The sequence below is a fragment of the Pseudomonas sp. R1-43-08 genome (assembly GCF_003852255.1).
GTDB lineage: Bacteria > Pseudomonadota > Gammaproteobacteria > Pseudomonadales > Pseudomonadaceae > Aquipseudomonas.
This window is the reverse complement of the sequence record NZ_CP027734.1, coordinates 5277989-5295830: the sequence shown is the minus strand read 5'-3', so window position 1 is coordinate 5295830 and position 17842 is coordinate 5277989. Positions and strand designations below refer to the sequence as shown.

The 17842-nt window shown below is 60.7% G+C and carries 15 protein-coding genes and 1 pseudogene; 6 read left to right on the top strand and 10 right to left on the bottom strand.

Annotation, left to right across the window (positions count from 1 at the left end; all coding sequences use genetic code 11):
- Window positions 1-134: 134 nt before the first annotated feature.
- Window positions 135-1526 (bottom strand): L-cystine transporter, encoded by a 1392-nt coding sequence (locus C4J87_RS24430; RefSeq protein ID WP_124368717.1) that lies wholly within the window; start codon window positions 1524-1526, stop codon window positions 135-137.
- A gap of 241 nt (window positions 1527-1767) precedes the next feature.
- Between C4J87_RS24430 and C4J87_RS24425 the strand changes: the two genes are divergently transcribed.
- Window positions 1768-2826, top strand: a complete 1059-nt coding sequence (locus tag C4J87_RS24425; protein WP_124368716.1) for a haloacid dehalogenase-like hydrolase — start codon at window positions 1768-1770, stop codon at window positions 2824-2826.
- Between the two features lie 193 nt (window positions 2827-3019).
- On the opposite strand, the gene ilvD is transcribed toward C4J87_RS24425, so the two are convergent.
- The gene (gene ilvD / locus C4J87_RS24420; protein WP_057723488.1) at window positions 3020-4861 is read right to left on the bottom strand and encodes a dihydroxy-acid dehydratase; all 1842 of its coding nucleotides are present in this window, start codon (window positions 4859-4861) and stop codon (window positions 3020-3022) included.
- 384 nt (window positions 4862-5245) lie between these two features.
- Between ilvD and C4J87_RS24415 the strand changes: the two genes are divergently transcribed.
- Window positions 5246-5704, top strand: coding sequence for a transposase (locus C4J87_RS24415; RefSeq protein ID WP_124368715.1), 459 nt, complete (start codon window positions 5246-5248; stop codon window positions 5702-5704).
- Window positions 5705-5827: 123 nt separating this feature from the next.
- Here C4J87_RS24415 and C4J87_RS24410 read toward each other — a convergent pair whose 3' ends face one another.
- The gene (locus C4J87_RS24410; RefSeq protein WP_124368714.1) at window positions 5828-6988 is read right to left on the bottom strand and encodes an MFS transporter; all 1161 of its coding nucleotides are present in this window, start codon (window positions 6986-6988) and stop codon (window positions 5828-5830) included.
- Window positions 6989-7142: 154 nt separating this feature from the next.
- On the bottom strand, window positions 7143-8339 hold the full coding sequence (locus tag C4J87_RS24405) for a class I SAM-dependent rRNA methyltransferase (protein WP_053127951.1): 1197 nt from the start codon (window positions 8337-8339) through the stop codon (window positions 7143-7145).
- A 295-nt stretch (window positions 8340-8634) separates the two neighbouring features.
- On the opposite strand from C4J87_RS24405, the gene C4J87_RS24400 reads away from it, so the two are divergent.
- Both C4J87_RS24400 and mutM read left to right on the top strand, forming a co-directional pair.
- Window positions 8635-9447, top strand: a complete 813-nt coding sequence (locus C4J87_RS24400; protein WP_177412816.1) for an HDOD domain-containing protein — start codon at window positions 8635-8637, stop codon at window positions 9445-9447.
- Between the two features lie 21 nt (window positions 9448-9468).
- Window positions 9469-10281, top strand: coding sequence for a bifunctional DNA-formamidopyrimidine glycosylase/DNA-(apurinic or apyrimidinic site) lyase (gene mutM, locus C4J87_RS24395; protein WP_124368712.1), 813 nt, complete (start codon window positions 9469-9471; stop codon window positions 10279-10281).
- Between the two features lie 116 nt (window positions 10282-10397).
- Here the strand turns inward: mutM and C4J87_RS24390 are convergent, their stop codons facing one another.
- The 5 genes and pseudogenes from C4J87_RS24390 to C4J87_RS24370 form a co-directional block, all read right to left on the bottom strand.
- Window positions 10398-10649 (bottom strand): YfhL family 4Fe-4S dicluster ferredoxin, encoded by a 252-nt coding sequence (locus C4J87_RS24390; protein ID WP_003195146.1) that lies wholly within the window; start codon window positions 10647-10649, stop codon window positions 10398-10400.
- Between the two features lie 102 nt (window positions 10650-10751).
- On the bottom strand, window positions 10752-11231 hold the full coding sequence (coaD, locus tag C4J87_RS24385; protein ID WP_049711086.1) for a pantetheine-phosphate adenylyltransferase: 480 nt from the start codon (window positions 11229-11231) through the stop codon (window positions 10752-10754).
- A 103-nt stretch (window positions 11232-11334) separates the two neighbouring features.
- The gene (locus C4J87_RS24380) at window positions 11335-12930 is read right to left on the bottom strand and encodes a GMC family oxidoreductase (RefSeq protein WP_124368711.1); all 1596 of its coding nucleotides are present in this window, start codon (window positions 12928-12930) and stop codon (window positions 11335-11337) included.
- A gap of 37 nt (window positions 12931-12967) precedes the next feature.
- Window positions 12968-13513: a twin-arginine translocation pathway signal protein gene (locus C4J87_RS24375; RefSeq protein ID WP_124368710.1), complete on the bottom strand. Its 546-nt coding sequence runs from the start codon at window positions 13511-13513 to the stop codon at window positions 12968-12970.
- Window positions 13514-13541: 28 nt separating this feature from the next.
- Window positions 13542-14968: pseudogene (locus tag C4J87_RS24370) on the bottom strand (coniferyl aldehyde dehydrogenase).
- A 144-nt stretch (window positions 14969-15112) separates the two neighbouring features.
- Here C4J87_RS24370 and C4J87_RS24365 point away from each other — a divergent pair.
- Window positions 15113-15784 (top strand): TetR/AcrR family transcriptional regulator, encoded by a 672-nt coding sequence (locus C4J87_RS24365; protein WP_124368709.1) that lies wholly within the window; start codon window positions 15113-15115, stop codon window positions 15782-15784.
- 33 nt (window positions 15785-15817) lie between these two features.
- A complete protein-coding gene (locus C4J87_RS24360) occupies window positions 15818-16672 on the top strand; it encodes a sulfurtransferase (RefSeq protein WP_124368708.1) in 855 nt (284 codons plus the stop codon).
- A 58-nt stretch (window positions 16673-16730) separates the two neighbouring features.
- Here C4J87_RS24360 and C4J87_RS24355 read toward each other — a convergent pair whose 3' ends face one another.
- The gene (locus tag C4J87_RS24355; RefSeq protein ID WP_124368707.1) at window positions 16731-17726 is read right to left on the bottom strand and encodes a hydrolase; all 996 of its coding nucleotides are present in this window, start codon (window positions 17724-17726) and stop codon (window positions 16731-16733) included.
- Between the last annotated feature and the right edge of the window lie 116 nt (window positions 17727-17842).

Below are 17842 nucleotides of genomic sequence, written 5' to 3'. Positions count from 1 at the left end.
TCGCATCCTAAAGAGTCAGACTTGATTATATCTTTTGGGGTTTGGTTAGCGCATATGGGGGCAAGTCCCCTCCCACATATGAATGTATTCACAAATCAAAGTGTGGGAGGGGGCTTGCCCCCGATAGCGTCCTATCAGACCTGCGCCAACTCAGCATGCTCATCGGCATCGAGCAACGCTTTATCCGTCTGCCCCATGAGCTGGCTGGTAATCGCCCCCGCCGTCATCGAGCCATTCACGTTCAACGCCGTGCGGCCCATATCAATCAGCGGCTCCACGGAGATCAGCAGCGCCACCAGTGACACCGGCAAGCCCATGGCCGGCAGCACGATCAGTGCCGCGAAGGTCGCACCGCCGCCCACGCCCGCCACACCGGCCGAACTCAGGGTGACGATGGCTACCAAGGTCGCGATCCACAGTGGATCCAGCGGGTTGATGCCGACCGTTGGCGCCACCATCACCGCCAACATCGCAGGATAGAGCCCGGCACAGCCGTTCTGGCCGATGGTCGCGCCAAACGAAGCAGCAAAGCCGGCGATTGACTGTGGGATGCCCAGGCGGCGGGTCTGCGCTTCGATGCTCAAGGGGATCGAGGCGGCGCTGGAGCGGCTGGTGAAGGCAAACGTCAGCACCGGCCACACCTTGCGGAAGAAGCGTAGCGGGTTGACGCCGGCCAGCGACAACAACAGGCCGTGCACCACGAACATCAGGCCCAGGGCCAGGTACGACACCACGACAAAGCTGCCGAGCTTGATGATGTCCTGCAGGTTGGAGCTGGCGACCACCTTGGTCATCAGCGCCAGGACGCCGTACGGGGTCAGCTTCATGACCAGGCGCACCAGGCGCATCACCCAGGCTTGCAGGGTGTCGATGGCGTTGAGCACTTTCTGGCCTTTTTCCACGTCATCCTTGAGCAGTTGCAGCGCGGCAACCCCCAGGAATGCGGCGAAAATCACCACGCTGATGATCGACGTCGGCTTGGCCCGGGCCAGGTCGGCGAACGGGTTGGCCGGCACGAACGACAGCAGCAATTGCGGGATATTCAGGTCGGCGACCTTGCCCGCGTAATCGTTCTGGATCACTTGCAGGCGCGCCATTTCCTGGGTGCCGGCGACCAGGCCTTCGGCGGTCAGGCCGAACAGGTTGGTCAGGCCGATACCGATCAGCGCGGCAATCGCGGTGGTGAACAGCAGGGTGCCGATGGTCAGGAAGCTGATCTTGCCCAGGGACGAGGCGTTGTGCAGACGCGCCACGGCACTGAGGATCGAGGCGAACACCAGCGGAATCACGATCATTTGCAGCAGTTGCACATAGCCGTTGCCGACCAGGTCGAACCAACCAATGGAAGCCTTGAGCACCGGGTGGCCGGCGCCATAGATGGCATGCAACACCACACCGAATACCACACCAAGCACCAGGGCGAACAGCACCTTCTTGGCAAGGCTCCATTGAGTACGGCCGGTTTGTGCCAGGCCCAGCAACAGGGCTACGAACACCAGTAAGTTGAGAATCAGGGGAAGATTCATTGAAGCTCCGTTGAGAAGGCAGCCAATCGCGTGAGCCTGCGATTGCGAACCGGAGAGCCTAACAGCTTGAAATATATTGATTTAATACCGATATGGAATGGTCACTGTCGTTTTTGGAATAAGCGTTTGACGCTGTCGCGTATGCCCTTGGCGGAATCAGAACGCAGGCCGTCGTGCTCAACGCGAGGACTGTCATACAGATTTGTTAGCGTCGATGTCTTTCACTCAGGAAGGAACGCTTATGAAGCTCGCGCCGAAATTGCTTGCCGCCGCTCTCTGCCTTGGGCTCGCCAGCCAGGCGCTGGCCGCCACCGAGTTGAAACACTGGCCGGCGCCTGCCGCCAAACAATTGAACGAGATGATCGCTGCCAATGCCAACAAGGGCAATTTCGCGGTGTTCGACATGGACAACACCAGCTACCGCTACGACCTTGAAGAATCCTTGCTGCCGTACATGGAAAACAAGGGCCTGATCACCCGCGACAGCCTCGACCCTTCGCTCAAGCTGATGCCGTTCAAAGACACCGCCGACCACAAGGAAAGCCTGTTCAGCTACTACTATCGCCTCTGCGAAGTGGACGACATGGTGTGCTACCCGTGGGTGGCCCAGGTGTTTTCCGGCTTCACCCTCAAGGAACTCAAGGTTCAGGTCGACGAGCTGATGGCCTCCGGCAAGCCTGTGCCCGTCACCTATTTTGAAGGCGACGCAGTGAAGAAATCCGAAGTGCAGCCACCGAAAGTCTTTACCGGCCAGGCCGAGCTGTACAACAAGCTGATGGAAAACGGCATCGACGTGTATGTGATGACTGCTGCCTCGGAGGAACTGGTGCGGATGGTCGCCGCCGATCCGAAGTATGGCTACAACGTCAAACCCGAAAATGTCATCGGCGTGACCACTCTGCTCAAGGACCGCAAAACGGGCGAACTGACCACCGCGCGCAAACAGATCGCTGCCGGCAAGTACGACGAGAAGGCCAACCTCGGCCTGGAACTGACGCCGTACCTGTGGACCCCGGCGACCTGGATGGCCGGCAAACACGCGGCGATCCTCACCTACATCGACGAGTGGAAAAAACCGGTGCTTGTCGGCGGCGACACCCCGACCAGCGACGGTTACATGCTGTTCCACGATGTGGACGTGGCCAAGGGTGGCATTCACTTGTGGATCAACCGCAAAGACAAATACATGACCCAGCTCAACGGCATGATGGCCAAGCATGCGGCGGCGCAGGCCAAGGAAGGGTTGCCGGTGACGGCGGACAAGAATTGGGTGATCGTCAAGCCGGAGGACATCCAGTAACAGGCTGAACGCGGTCAAAAAAATGTGGGAGGGGGCTTGCTCCCGATAGCGGTGGGTCAGGCAGCTCATATATTGCCTGACACTCTGCTATCGGGAGCAAGCCCCCTCCCACATTTGATCTTCATCGGTCTTGGGGTTTATCTCCAGGCAAAAAAATGCCCCGCCAAGTGCGGGGCATTTTCATGGGAGACGGTTACAGGCCGTCAAGCATCGCCTTGTTACGCACCGCACCTTTATCGGCACTGGTCGCCAACAGGGCATAAGCTTTCAACGCGGTAGTCACTTTGCGCGGACGCTTCTCCACCGGCTTCCAGCCTTTCTTGTCCTGCTCGACCCGGCGTGCGGCCAGTTCTTCATCGCTGATCAACAGGTTGATCGAACGGTTCGGGATGTCGATCAGCACTTTGTCACCATCCTGCACCAGGCCGATTGCACCGCCGGCAGCGGCTTCCGGCGAAGCGTGGCCGATAGACAAGCCCGAGGTGCCGCCGGAGAAGCGGCCGTCGGTGAGCAGGGCGCAGGCTTTGCCCAGGCCTTTGGACTTGAGGTACGAGGTTGGATAGAGCATTTCCTGCATACCCGGGCCGCCTTTGGGGCCTTCGTAGCGGATGATCACGATATCGCCTTCTTTGACTTCGTCAGCCAGGATGCCGCGCACCGAGCTGTCCTGGCTTTCGTAGATCTTGGCGCGGCCTTCGAACACGTGGATGGACTCGTCCACACCGGCAGTCTTCACCACGCAACCGTCGAGGGCGATGTTGCCGTACAGCACGGCCAGGCCGCCTTCCTGGGAATAGGCGTGCTCGACACTGCGGATGCAGCCGTTTTCACGGTCGTCGTCCAGGGTGTCCCAGCGGGTCGACTGGCTGAACGCGGTCTGGGTCGGAATGCCTGCAGGGCCTGCCTTGAAGAAGGTGTGCACAGCTTCGTCGTCAGTCTGGGTGATGTCCCACTTGGCGATGCCTTCGGCGAGGGACGTGCTGTGCACGGTCGGCAGGTCGGTGTGCAGCAGGCCGCCACGGGCCAGGGAGCCCAGGATCGAGAAGATCCCGCCGGCGCGGTGCACGTCTTCCATGTGGTACTTCTGGATGTTCGGCGCGACCTTGCACAGTTGCGGCACGTGACGGGACAGACGGTCGATGTCGCGCAGGTCGAAATCGATCTCGGCTTCCTGGGCGGCGGCCAGCAAGTGCAGGATGGTGTTGGTGGAACCGCCCATGGCGATGTCCAGGGTCATGGCGTTTTCGAACGCCTTGAAGTTGGCGATATTGCGCGGCAATACCGACTCATCGTTCTCGGTGTAGTAGCGCTTGCACAGCTCGACGATGGTGCGGCCGGCCTGCAGGAACAGTTGCTCACGGTCGCTGTGGGTGGCCAGCGTCGAGCCGTTGCCCGGCAAGGCCAGGCCCAGGGCTTCCACCAGGCAGTTCATCGAGTTGGCGGTGAACATGCCGGAGCATGAACCGCAGGTCGGGCAGGCGCTGCGCTCGTATTCCGCGACCTTCTCGTCAGAAGCGCTGGAATCGGCGGCGATGACCATGGCGTCGACCAGGTCGAGGCCGTGGGAGGCAAGCTTGGTCTTGCCGGCTTCCATCGGGCCACCGGAGACGAAGATCACCGGGATGTTCAGGCGCAGGGCGGCCATCAGCATGCCGGGGGTGATCTTGTCGCAGTTGGAAATGCACACGATGGCGTCGGCGCAGTGGGCGTTGACCATGTACTCCACGGAGTCGGCGATGATCTCGCGGCTCGGCAGCGAGTACAGCATGCCGTCATGGCCCATGGCGATGCCGTCGTCCACGGCGATGGTGTTGAATTCCTTTGCCACGCCGCCGGCGCGTTCGATCTCGCGGGCGACCAATTGGCCCAGGTCCTTGAGGTGGACGTGGCCGGGGACGAACTGGGTGAACGAGTTGGCAATCGCGATGATCGGCTTCTTGAAGTCGTCATCTTTCATCCCCGTGGCACGCCACAATGCGCGGGCGCCGGCCATGTTGCGGCCGTGGGTGGATGTTTTCGAGCGGTAATCGGGCATTTGAGCACTCCGGGCGGCTAATCAGGTACTTAAGGGAAGTGAGCTTCTATTGACGTCTGGAACACTCAGAAATGGCCGTGTGTCCGGAAGTTGCCGCTCGCGTCGCGGGATCGCCGCTTGCTGGGGCCTCGAGCTCATAAACCCGCCGGGGGATGACTGGCGATGAATAGGGCCGATTCTACACCGTCTTCCTGTAGGCGCGAGCTTGCTCGCGAAAAACGTCAACGATAACGCAGCGCTATCAGGCAGCGCGCGTCGCCTGTTGGTTTTTCGCGAGCAAGCTCGCTCCTACAGGGGTAAGACATATTCAGAACTATTGTTTACAGGCTAGTCGACGCTTCGGCTCCTACCGTTTCTCTTCCAATCACAGAAGAGGACGAAGGAATGTCCACCCAGCAAAATGCCCATCGGCTACGCACCGGACGCTATTCAGAATCGGGCCGCGTGTACCTGATCACGGCTGTTACCTACCAACGACAATCAATTTTTCAGGACTGGCGCACGGGTCGCCTGCTCGTCAGCGAATTCAGGAAAGCTCAGGAAGACGGTGAGGCGACCTCGCTGGCCTGGGTCGTGATGCCTGACCATTTTCATTGGTTGGTCGAACTGCACAATGGCGACTTGCCAAGACTGATGCGAATCACCAAGTCGCGAAGTGCCCGCGCGATCAACAGTGCGAGGTGCTCTTACGGGACGCTTTGGCAAAAAGGCTATTTCGATCGGGCACTGCGTCGCGAGGAGGACTTGAAAGCAATGGCCCGCTATATCGTCGCGAATCCTTTGCGTGCTGGTTTGGTCGAGCACATTGGTCAATACCCGCTATGGGATGCCATCTGGATATGACGCACCTTCACTTGTAGGAGCGAGCTTGCTCGCGAAGAACGTCAACGATAACGCAGCGCTATCAGGTAGCCCGCGTCGTGTATGAGTTTTTCGCGAGCAAGCTCGCTCCTACAGGGGAAAGCGTCAGTGCCTGATCTGCGCATTGGTCAGCCAACCCCACAGACTGAAAATGATAAAGCTCAAGGCAATCGTGATCAGCAAATGACTGCCGGTTTGCGCAAGTGCTGCGCTGCTGATGGCGGCGGTGAGGAACATGATGCTATTACCCGCCGACGCCGCGGTCCCCGCGCTGCTGGAAAACAACAACATCGCCGCCGAAATGGCAGCGGGGCGAACCAGGGTGACTGCCAGTGCGCTGATCAGCATCGGGATGAGCAGGGTTGCCGTGGTAATGGCTTCAAAGATGACGATCAGCGTCAGCAGAATACCCGCGACGAGCAGTAATCCGAGGCCGATATTGATTTGCCGGGACAGCGCCATACGTTTTTGCAGGTACGAGGCAGCAACGCCGCCGAGCAGGTAGGCCACGCCGTACACCATCAGCACCAGCGCATATTGATATTCGGACAGCTTTAGCGCGTCCATGAAAATCAGCGGTGTCACGCTGATCAAGGCGAAGTAGCAGGCAAACACCAGGGCGGCGATCCACCAATAGCGCAGGAAGTCGCGATTGGTGGCGACGGCTTTGAGCGTGCCTAGGATCGAGATGGTCGCGCGATGCTGGCCGGCAGCCTTGGAAGGCAGGACGCAAAACGCATGGATCAACATGCCCAAGGCCATGAGCGCAAACCCATAAAAGCTCCCTTGCCAGTCGAAGGTGGTTTGCAGCCAGGAGCCGATCAGTGGCGACAGGGCAACAAACGAGCCGCTCAGGGTCATGTAATAGAGGCGTACCCGGGCGCGGTCCTGTTCGTCGAACAGGTCCTCCACCAGCGCGTGACCCAGTACGAAGAAGCCGCAGCCCATGGCCTGCACCGTGCGAAACAGCAGGAACGTCAGGTAATCCGAGGCCATTGCGCAGCCTATTGCCCCGAAGATCGACAGCGTGATGCAGCTGAGCAGTACTTCCTTACGCCCCCATTTATCCGACAGCGGGCCGGCGACCAGTTGCGAGATCGAAAACACCAGCGTGAACAGACTGATCGACAGCGCGATGTCTGCGCTGGGCGTGTCGAACCGGGTTGCCAGTGCGGGGAAAGAGGGCAGCAGGATATTGATCGGGAAGAAGCTGATCAGGGAAATGCAGGTGATGAGGATAGAGCGGGAGAGGGTGGGTCCAGACATTGTTTTTATTTTCCGGAGTAAAACCAGAAAACGATACTAGTCTGCGAAAAGTGGAATTCAATCAAAACTACTGTGGGCGGCGTCCCATAGTGGTGTACGCCTTTCCTGTAGGAGCGGGCGGCTAGCCCTCGCTCCTACAGGGGAGGTTCCGGTCTTAGCTGTTCGGCAACAACCGGCACGTAATGCTCTTGATATAGCGCGTCTCGACAATTGCCGGGTGCACCGGATGGTCCGGGCCCTGGCCGCCGCGTTCGAGCATCTGGATATTGCGGTCCAGGTGGCGGGCGCTGGTCAGCAGGATGTTTTGCAGGTCGTCTTCGGGCAGGTGCATGGAGCACGAGGCGCTGACCAGGATGCCGTCCTTGCTGAGCAGGCGCATGGCTTGCTCGTTCAGGCGGCGGTAGGCGCCTTCGCCGTTTTTCATGTCTTTCTTGCGTTTGATGAAGGCGGGTGGGTCGGCGACGATCACGTCGAAGCGTTCTTCGCTGGCTTTGAGTTCCTTGAGCGCTTCGAACACGTCGCCTTCGATGCAGGTCATTTTCTCGGCGACGCCGTTCAGCGCGGCATTGCGCTCGACGCCATCGAGGGCGAAAGCGGAGGCGTCGACGCAGAACACTTCACTGGCGCCGAAAGCCGCGGCTTGCACGCCCCAACCGCCGATGTAGCTGTACAGGTCGAGTACGCGCTTGCCCTTGGCATACGGCGCCAGGCGTGCGCGGTTCATGCGGTGGTCGTAGAACCAGCCGGTTTTCTGGCCCTGGATCACCGGGGCTTCGAATTTCACGCCGTTTTCTTCCAGCGCCACCCACTCCGGCACCAGGCCGAACACGGTTTCGACGTAGCGGTTGAGGCCTTCGGCGTCGCGCGCGGCGGAATCGTTCTTGAACAGGATGCCGCTCGGCTTGAGCACTTGGGTCAGGGCGGCGATCACGTCTTCTTTATGGGCTTCCATGGTCGCCGAGGCAATCTGCACGACGAGGATGTCGCCGAAACGGTCGACCACCAGGCCCGGCAGCAGGTCGGAATCACCGTAGACCAAGCGATAGAACGGCTTGTCGAACAGGCGATCACGCAGCGACAGCGCGACGTTGATGCGGTGCACCAGCAGCGACTTGTCCAGCGGCAACTTGATGTCGCGCGACAGCAGGCGGGCGCAGATCAGGTTGTTCGGGCTCATGGCCACGATGCCGAGGGTCTTGCCGCCGGCCGCTTCCAGGATAGCCTGGTCACCTGCCTGGAAGCCGTGGAGTGGGGTGGCGGCCACGTCGATTTCGTTGCTGTAGACCCACAGGTGGCCGTTGCGCAAACGACGATCGGCGTTGGCTTTGAGACGCAGGCTTGGCAGGGACATGACGTCGCTCCGGAAAAAAGAGCGGGAGTATACCGTGTTGTGTATGACTTGGCGGCGCCGCCGGACATGTGGGAGGGGGCTTGCTCCCGATAGCGGTATGTCAGAAACAGATGAGCTGACTGATCCACTGCTATCGGGAGCAAGCCCCCTCCCACATTAAGTCCGGTTTCAATCGGGCATTTGGGTGTCGGCCACGTCTGCATAAGGGTTAGAATCCCCGCCTAGCCCAGAGTGTGTACTTATGTCCCAAGAGCTTTCCGCCGAACAGATTCAGCAGGTGCTGCAAGGCATCAGCGTGCCGCCCCAGCCGCAAATCATGGTGGATTTGCAGATGGAACAGTACATGCCCGACCCGGACCTGGAAGTGATCGCCCGGCTGATCGCCCAGGACCCGGGCCTGTCCGGCGCGTTGCTGAAAATCGTCAACTCGCCGTATTACGGCCTGAGCAACAAGATCGCCTCGATCCAGCGCGCGGTGAACCTGCTGGGCAGCCGTTCGGTGATCAACCTGATCAATGCGTTGTCGATCAAAGGCGAGATGAGCGATGACACCATCGTCACGCTCAACCGCTTCTGGGACACGGCCCAGGACGTGGCCATGACCTGCCTGACCCTGGCCAAGCGCACCGGCTCTCAAGCGGTCGACGAAGCCTACGCCCTGGGCCTGTTCCACGATTGCGGCGTACCGCTGATGCTCAAGCGGTTCCCCAACTACATGACGGTATTGGAGCAGGGCTACGCCAATGCCGGCCCGGATTGCCGCGTAGTCGACACCGAGAACAACGCGTTCAACACCAACCATGCCGTGGTGGGCTACTACACCGCCAAATCCTGGCGCCTGCCGGAGCATGTGACCGACGCCATCGCCAATCACCACAACGCCCTGGCGATTTTCAGCGATGAGTCGTCGCGCAACCCTGCCGTTAAAAACCTGCTGGCGATCCTGAAAATGGCCGAGCACATTTGTTCGTCCTATCGCGTGCTGGGCAACCAGACCGTCGACCGTGAATGGGAGGCGATCGGCCATCTGGTACTGGATTACGTGGGCCTGTCGGACTACGACTTCGAAAGCCTGAAGTTGTCGATCCGCGAGCTGGGCGCGCACTGAGCCTTTCTTCCCGAGGTACACATGCCTGAGTTACCAGAAGTCGAAACCACCCGGCGCGGGATTGCCCCTCACCTGGAGGGCCAGCGCGTCAGCCGGGTGGTGGTGCGTGAGCGCCGCCTGCGCTGGCCGATTCCCGACGACCTCGATGTGCGCCTGTCCGGGCAGCGCATCGTGCTGGTGGAGCGGCGCGCCAAGTACCTGTTGATCAATGCCGAAGTGGGCACCTTGATCAGCCACCTGGGCATGTCGGGCAACCTGCGCCTGGTTGAAGTCGGCATGCCTGCGGCCAAGCATGAACATGTGGATATCGAGCTGGAATCCGGCCTGGCCCTGCGCTACACCGACCCCCGGCGCTTTGGCGCGATGCTCTGGAGCCAGGACCCGCACAACCACGCGCTGCTGATCCGCCTGGGGCCGGAGCCGTTGACCGCGCTGTTTGATGGCGAGCGCTTGTTCCAGCTGTCCCGTGGGCGGTCGATGGCGGTGAAGCCGTTCATCATGGATAACGCGGTGGTGGTGGGCGTGGGCAATATCTATGCGACGGAAGCGCTGTTTGCGGCGGGAATCGATCCGCGTCGCGCGGCGGGCGGTATATCGCGGGGGCGTTATCTGAAGCTGGCGATCGAGATCAAGCGCGTGCTGGCGGCTGCCATCGAGCGCGGCGGTACCACGTTGCGCGACTTTATCGGTGGCGATGGGCAGCCGGGGTATTTCCAGCAGGAGTTGTTCGTTTATGGCCGGGGCGGCGCGGCGTGCAAGGTCTGCGGGACCGAGTTGCGCAATGTGGTGCTGGGGCAGCGGGCGAGTGTGTTTTGTCCCAAGTGCCAGAGCTGATTGCTGTGTGATGGCTGATGCCGCCATCGGGAGCAAGCCCCCTCACACATTTGAAATGCGTTCACATGTGGGAGGGGGCTTGCTCCCGATGAGGCCCTTACAGGCGCTGAATAGCCTCAAGCCTTACCGGTAATCTTCCGGTACTTCTCCATCAACTGCTCTTCCGTCTCCGGATGGGCTTCATCCAATGGAATGCAATCCACCGGGCACACCTGCTGGCACTGGGGCTCGTCGTAGTGGCCGACGCACTGGGTGCACAGGTTGGGGTCGATCACGTAGATCTCTTCGCCCTGGGAAATTGCAGCGTTCGGGCACTCGGGTTCGCAGACGTCGCAATTGATGCAATCGTCGGTGATGATCAGGGACATGAAAACTCCTGCCAGGGCCGTCAGCCAAGGCATCTGAAAACTAATGCGCGCAATTGTGCCGCATTGGCGCCCGCAGCGCGAGCGGGCGCCGGTTGAGCGGTCTTACTTCTTGAAGCGTAGCGTCAGCGCGTCCGCAACGGCCGGATGCACGAACTTGGTGATATCTCCGCCCAAAGCAGCGATTTCGCGCACCAACGTCGAGGAAATGAACGAGTAACGTTCCGACGGCGTCAGAAACAGGCTTTCCACGTCCGGCGCCAGTTGGCGGTTCATGTTGGCCAGCTGGAATTCATATTCGAAATCCGACACCGCGCGCAGGCCACGCAGGAACACATTGGCATTCTGCTCCTTGGCAAAATGCGCCAGCAGCGTCGCAAAGCCCACCACTTCTACGTTAGGCAGGTGCTTGGTGACCTCACGGGCCAGCTCCACGCGTTGTTCCAACGGGAACAGCGGGTTTTTCTTGGGGCTGGCGGCAACCGCGATGATCACATGGTCGAACAGGCGAGAGGCGCGTTCGACCAGATCGCCATGGCCTTTGGTAATCGGGTCGAAGGTACCTGGGTACAACACTCGGTTCATCGCGTCGTCCTGGCGGAGTCCGTTGGGGAACCGGATGGTATCGCAGCCATCCCGGTCGGCCAAGTCGACTTATGTAGATAGATGCCGTGAATCCTGCGATTTTTCACGCTGTTTTCAGACGTTCGGACAAAGCCGACGCGAGTTGGGCAGTCAATCCATACACCGACAATTGGGGATTTGCCCCAATGCTGGTGGGGAACAGAGAGCCGTCGTGAATCGACAGGTTGCGCAGTTGGTGATGGCGACCGAGGCTATCGGCCACTGCGTTTGTCGGGTCTTCGCCCATGGCGCAACCGCCCATCACATGGGCGCTGCCCAGGGTGGTGCGATGCAGTTCGAGGCTCAAACCGTCGATCAAACTACGTGCATCTGCCAGGTTATTCACGTACCGGGCGTCGTGATGCAGGGGCTTGACCGATTTGGCGCCCGCCGCGAACTGAATCTCGGCCATGCTGTGGAAGGCCCGGCGCAGGCCGTCCCAGGCATAGGGCGAGACCTGATAGTCGAGCACCGGCGTACCGTCACCGCGTAATTCCACTGCGCCGCCAGGGCTGTCGGGGTGAAAGCCGTCTCGCAATAGCGCGAGCATGGCGTGGGTGTGGGGCAATTGGCTCATGTCCAGGGCGTTCTGCGCGCCGTAGCCGCCGAACAGGGTGGTAGCCAGTCCTGGATGCAGGGGCGGAGCTTCTAGTTTGTAGGACATTTTACCGGTGGTGCCGTCCTGCCACTGGAAGTGGTCGGAATAGATCGACTGCGGCGCACCGTAGAACGGGTTGATCACCTCGTCGAACAACCCGGCGGAGAAATTCACCAGGTGCAGGAAGGTGCGTTTGCCCAGGCGTGAATGCGGGTCGGGCGCGCCCGAGCGCATCAGCAATGCCGGGCTGTTGATGCCGCCGCCCGCGAGTACGTAGTGTTTGGCCTTCACGGTGATCTTGCGGCCGGTAGGCGCCACGCAGCGCTTATCCATGGCCACGCATTCCAGGCTGCTGATCATGTCGCCGCTGTATTTGAGGCGCTCGGCGCGAGCCAGGTAGAGCAGCTCGCCGCCTTTCTCCAGCGTGGCGGGGATGGTGGTCACCAGCATCGATTGCTTGGCATTGACCGGGCAGCCCATGCCGCAATAACCCAGGTTGAAGCAACCGCGCACATTGCGCGGGATCACGTGCCAGCTGTAGCCGAGCTTTTCGCAGCCTTTGCGGATCACGTCGTTGTTGGCATTGGGCGGCAGGGCCCATGGCGCGATGCCCAGGCGCTGCTCCATGGTCTCGAACCACGGCGCCATCTCGGCGCTGCTATGGCCCTTCACCGCGTAGTCGCTGGCCCAATGGGCGAGGGTGGCATCCGGTGTGCGGAAGCTGGAGGTCCAGTTGATCAGCGTGGTGCCGCCCACCGCCCGGCCCTGCAGGATGGTAATCGCACCGTCCTTGCTCATGCGGCCGATCCCTTCCTGGTACAGGCTGGCATAGGCTTCGTCTTCCAGCAGCTTGAAATCGCTGCTGGTCTTGAGTGGGCCTTCTTCGATCAACAGCACCTTGTAGCCAGCGGCGCTGAGGATTTCAGCGGTGGTGCCGCCACCGGCGCCGCTGCCGATGATGGCTACGTCGGCTTCCAGGGTCAGGTCGCTGTCGAGGGCGGCGCCGTTGTGGGTTTTCCAGCCGCGGGCCATGCCGTCGCGGAATAGATCGGGTACGGGCATCAGGTTCGTCTCTGGTTTTTATTGTTGGGGATGCAAATCAGATTTTCGGCGGGCCGGGATAGCCGCAATGGGCCCAGGACTCGGGCCGGAAGTACCAGGCCATGGTCACCAGCTTGAGCAGCGAGCCCTGGCCCATGCGCAGCAGGTTCAGGTAGCTGTTTTCCCAACGCTGCAGGAAGTTGCGGATCTGCTCCGCGCTGGCGTTTTCCCAACTGCCCCAGATACCCGTCAGCGGGCCTCGGGTAATGCCCATGCCGAGCACGTCGAACAGCTGCTGGGTGAGCTTGAACATCTCGGGTGACAGGTGCTGCAGGCTGTAGTCGAGCTTTTTCAGGGTGTCTTCAATCCCGGCGCTGACGGCCTGGGCGCTGGCTGCGCCTTCCAGCAGTACCGGGATGACCGCGCGCAAAAATGGCAGGTCACTGGTCCGCAACAGCGCAAAGCCGCTGGCCGGCGTGCTGCTCGAGCAGCCGCTGAGGCTCGCCCCCAGCCCGGCGGTGGCCAGGAACGCGCTGGCGCACAGGCCGATTTTCAAGACGCCGCGCCGCGACAGCGCAGGTGTTTCAGTCAGGCTGGGGTTCATTGTTTTTATTGTCCCGCAGGTGAGGTTATCAGCGAATAAACAGCTTCTGGATCAACTTCTGAATGGTTTTCCCGTAGGGCGGGTAGATCAGCTTCGCCGCGTTCAAACGCTGTTTGACCAGCACGCCCTTGGCCTTGCTGAACGTCAGGAAACCTTCGTGGCCGTGGTAGTGGCCCATGCCAGAGGGGCCGATGCCGCCGAATGGCATGTCGTCCTGGGCCACGTGCAGCAGGGTGTCGTTCAGGCACACGCCGCCGGAGTGGGTCTCGTGGAGCACACGGTCCTGTTCGCGTTTGTTGTAGCCGAAGTAATACAGGGCCAGCGGGCGAGGGCGTTGGTTGATGTAGGCAAAGGCCTGGTCGATGCCGCGATAGGGCACGATCGGTAATAGCGGACCAAAGATCTCGTCCTGCATGACCGTCATGTCGTCGTTCACATTCAGCAACAGGCTATGGGCCATACGGCGTGCCTGGCCCTGGTCGTAAAGCGGAATCAGGGTGGCGCCCTTGTCGGTGGCATCCTTGGCGTAGGCATTGAGCCTGGCCAGTTGCCGCTCGTTGATGATGGCTGTGTAGTCCGGGTTGTCGGCCAGGGTCGGATAAAACCCGCGAATCGCGTTGGCGTAAGCCTCGACAAAACCGTCCACACGTTCCTCCGGCACCAGCACATAGTCGGGCGCCACGCAGGTTTGCCCGGCGTTCAAGGCCTTGCCGAAGGCGATACGTTCGGCGGCGTCCTTGAGCGGCACATCGGCGGAAACAATAGCCGGCGATTTGCCGCCCAACTCCAGGGTGACCGGGGTGAGGTGTTCGGCGGCGGCCCGCATCACATGCCTGCCGATGCTGGTGGCGCCGGTGAACAGCAAATGATCGAAACGCAACCTGGAAAACGCCATGCCGACGTCAGCTTCGCCGAGCACCACGCACACCAGGTCCTCGGGGAAGATTTTTGCCAGCAATGCCTTGAGCAGTTCGCCGGTGGCCGGCGTGGATTCGCTGAGCTTGAGCATTACCCGGTTGCCGGCGGCCAAGGCTCCGACCAGCGGACCGATAGCCAGGTACAGCGGGTAGTTCCATGGCACGATGACGCCCACCACCCCAGCGGTTGGTAAATGACTTTGGCCGACGCGGGCTGAAAGGCAATGCCTACAGCACGCCGAGAAGGTTTCATCCAGCCTTTGAGGTGTTTAGTCGCGTAGTGAATGCCGTGCAGGCTGGGCATCAGTTCGGCGAACAGGGTTTCGTCCGCGCTGCGATGGCTGAAGTCCTGGCTGATCGCATTGATCAGCGCCTGGCGTTCATCGCTGAGCACATCGCGCAGAGCCTTGAGCCATTGCTGGCGTTGCGCGGCCGGCGGCATCGGGTTGGCGGCATAGGCGCGACGTTGGGCGTCGAACAGGATCTGGAGTTGATCCAGCGCCTGGGATTGCTGCAGGTAGGCAACGTTGGCAGACATGGCGCGGTCCCGGTTGTTATAGGTCTGCCTGGATTTTTAGAGTCATTACTCTAAATTGTCAAATAACATTGCAGTAACAACCAGATTTATCCTGATCCGGATAGGCCGTAAGATGCCCAATCCCGTGTTTGGAAGCTGAGCCCTATGGCACCACGAGTAAAGACCAGCGAGCGAATTGTGCAAACCAGCCTGGAGCTTTTTAACCAGCAGGGCGAGCGCAGTGTCAGCACCAACCATATCGCTGCCCATATGGAAATTTCCCCGGGCAACCTGTACTACCACTTCCCCAATAAGCAGGCGATTATCGCCGTGCTGTTCCGTGAATACGAAGCGTTGGTGGACAGTTTCCTACGCCCGCCTCAGGGGCGGGCGATGGTGGTGGAAGACAAACGCTTTTACCTGCAGGCGGTACTGGCCGGCATGTGGCGCTACCGCTTCCTGCACCGCGACCTCGAACATTTATTGGAAAGCGACCCCGAGCTGGCCACTGGCTACCGACGATTCTCCCAGCGCTGCCTGATTCAGGGCGGGGCGATCTACCAGGGCTTTGTCGACGCCGGCATCCTCACGATGGACCCGGTGCAAACCGAGGCCCTGACCCTCAATGCCTGGATCATCCTCACCTCGTGGGTGCGTTTCCTGTGCACCACCAATGAAAATTCCACCCATTTGAGCGCCGAAGCGATAAAACGTGGGGTCTATCAGGTGCTGGTGCTGGAGGCAGGGTTTGTCACGCCTCAGGCAAAAACGGCGGTGGATGGGTTGTTCAAAGAGTTTTACGTGCCATTGAACCAGGCATTGGAAGAAGTGAAGTAAGACCTTTCCCCTTTGCATGCACAGGAGTCAGTCATGCCGCTTGCCCAACTGATCAGCCCCCAGGCATTAGCCGAGCGCCAAACGTCGGCCGGGCTGGTGATCCTCGATTGCCGTTTCGCCCTGGAAGACCCGGATTACGGCCTGTGCAGCTATGCCGAAGGGCATATCGAAGGGGCGCAATATGCCGACCTGGAGCGCCATCTCAGCGGCCCGGTGATCAAGGGCGTGACCGGCCGTCACCCGCTGCCCGCGGCGCACGCCTTCATTCAGCAATTGCAGGCATGGGGCATCAGCGCTGATACCGACGTGGTGCTGTATGACGACGGCCCAGGGGCCTTTGCGGCTCGGGCATGGTGGTTGCTGGCCTGGCTCGGCAAGCGCGACGGTGTGTTTATCCTGGATGGCGGCCTGAAGGCGTGGCACGCGGCGGGCTTCCCATTGAGCCTGGATGCGCCGGTGGTTGAACCAGGCACGTTTGCCGGTACGCCGGATAATCGATTGGTGCTCGATGCCGAGCAGTTACAGAAACGCCTGGGCGAACCGGGCATGACGTTGATCGATGCTCGCGCCCAGGCGCGTTTTCGTGGCGATATGGAGCCCATCGACCCCATCGCCGGGCATATTCCAGGCGCTCAATGCGCGGCCTTCAATGAAAACCTGGGCAGTGATGGGCGCTTTTTGCCGGCTGAGCAGCTCAAACAGCGTTTTGCTGCGCAGTTGCAGGGCCGGTCGCCGGATGAGCTGGTGGCGTATTGCGGTTCGGGTGTGACGGCGTGCCATAACCTGTTTGCGTTGAGCTTGGCGGGGTACCCGTTGGGCAAGTTGTATGCGGGATCTTGGAGTGAGTGGATTACGGATCCCAAGCGGGAAGTGGCCACAGGCGATTGAGCAATCGGCCTGCGAACCCAATCAAAATGTGGGAGGGGGCTTGCTCCCTCCCACATTTTTATCCGTGTTGTGCCAGTAGCCATTGGGGGATGCGGCGTTCCAGGTAGTAGCCGGGGCGTTTCAGCGAACCCTCTACAAACCCCACATGCCCGCCCTTGGCCGTCAGCTCGAACTCGGTACAGTCTGATAGCTCACTGGCCTCGGGCAAACTGTGGGCAAACACGAACGGGTCATCAGCCGCCTGGATAATCAACGTCGGCGTGCGGATAGCGCCCAGGTAGTAGCGACTCGAGGCGCGGCGGTAGTAGTCCTCGGCGCTGAGGAAACCGTGCAGCGGCGCGGTGACCCGGCCATCGAAATCCCAGAACGTGCGCATTTTCTCCAACGGACCCAACGCCTCCAGGGTGTTGAGCCCGTCTTGTCGGCCGTCCTGCAAAAACTGGCGTTGCTTGACGCGGATATAAGCCAGCATCTCGCGCATAAAGTGCTTCTGATACACCCGCGAAAAGCCAATCCCGATGCGATCCGCGCATTGATCCAGGCGAAACGGCACCGATACCGCCGCCGCGCCTTGCAGCCCGGAGGCGTCGCCGGTTTCCCCCAGGTGCTTGAGCAATACGTTGCCGCCCAAGGAATAACCCACCGCATATAACGGCGCCAACGGCCGCTTGGCACGCAGATGGGCGATCGCTGCCGCCAGATCTTCGCTGGCACCGGAATGGTAGCTGCGGGCCAACAAATTCGGCTCGCCTGAGCAACCGCGCCAGTTCAAGGCTGCGCTGGCCCAGCCTTGGGCCGCGAGCGCCTTTTGCAGGCCGGCCACGTAGGGCGAATTGGACGAACCGGTCAGCCCGTGCAGCACCAGCACCAGAGGCGCGTGCACGTCATGTGGGCCGTGCCAGTCGAGGTCCAGAAAGTCGCCGTCCTCCAGCCACAGGCGTTCGCGCTGACGCTCGATATGCGTGGTGGGACGCCATAGCGGCCCCCACAGCGTTTGCAGATGGGGGTTGCCGAGGCCGAAGGCGGGGGTGAAGCGGTCCACAGATGCCGTCATGAAATACTCGCCGCCGGACGAACTTACCCTGACTCCTGTAGGAGCGAGCTTGCTCGCGAAAAACGTAAACGATAACGCAGCGCTATCAGGCAGCCCGTGTCGCCTGTTCGACCTTC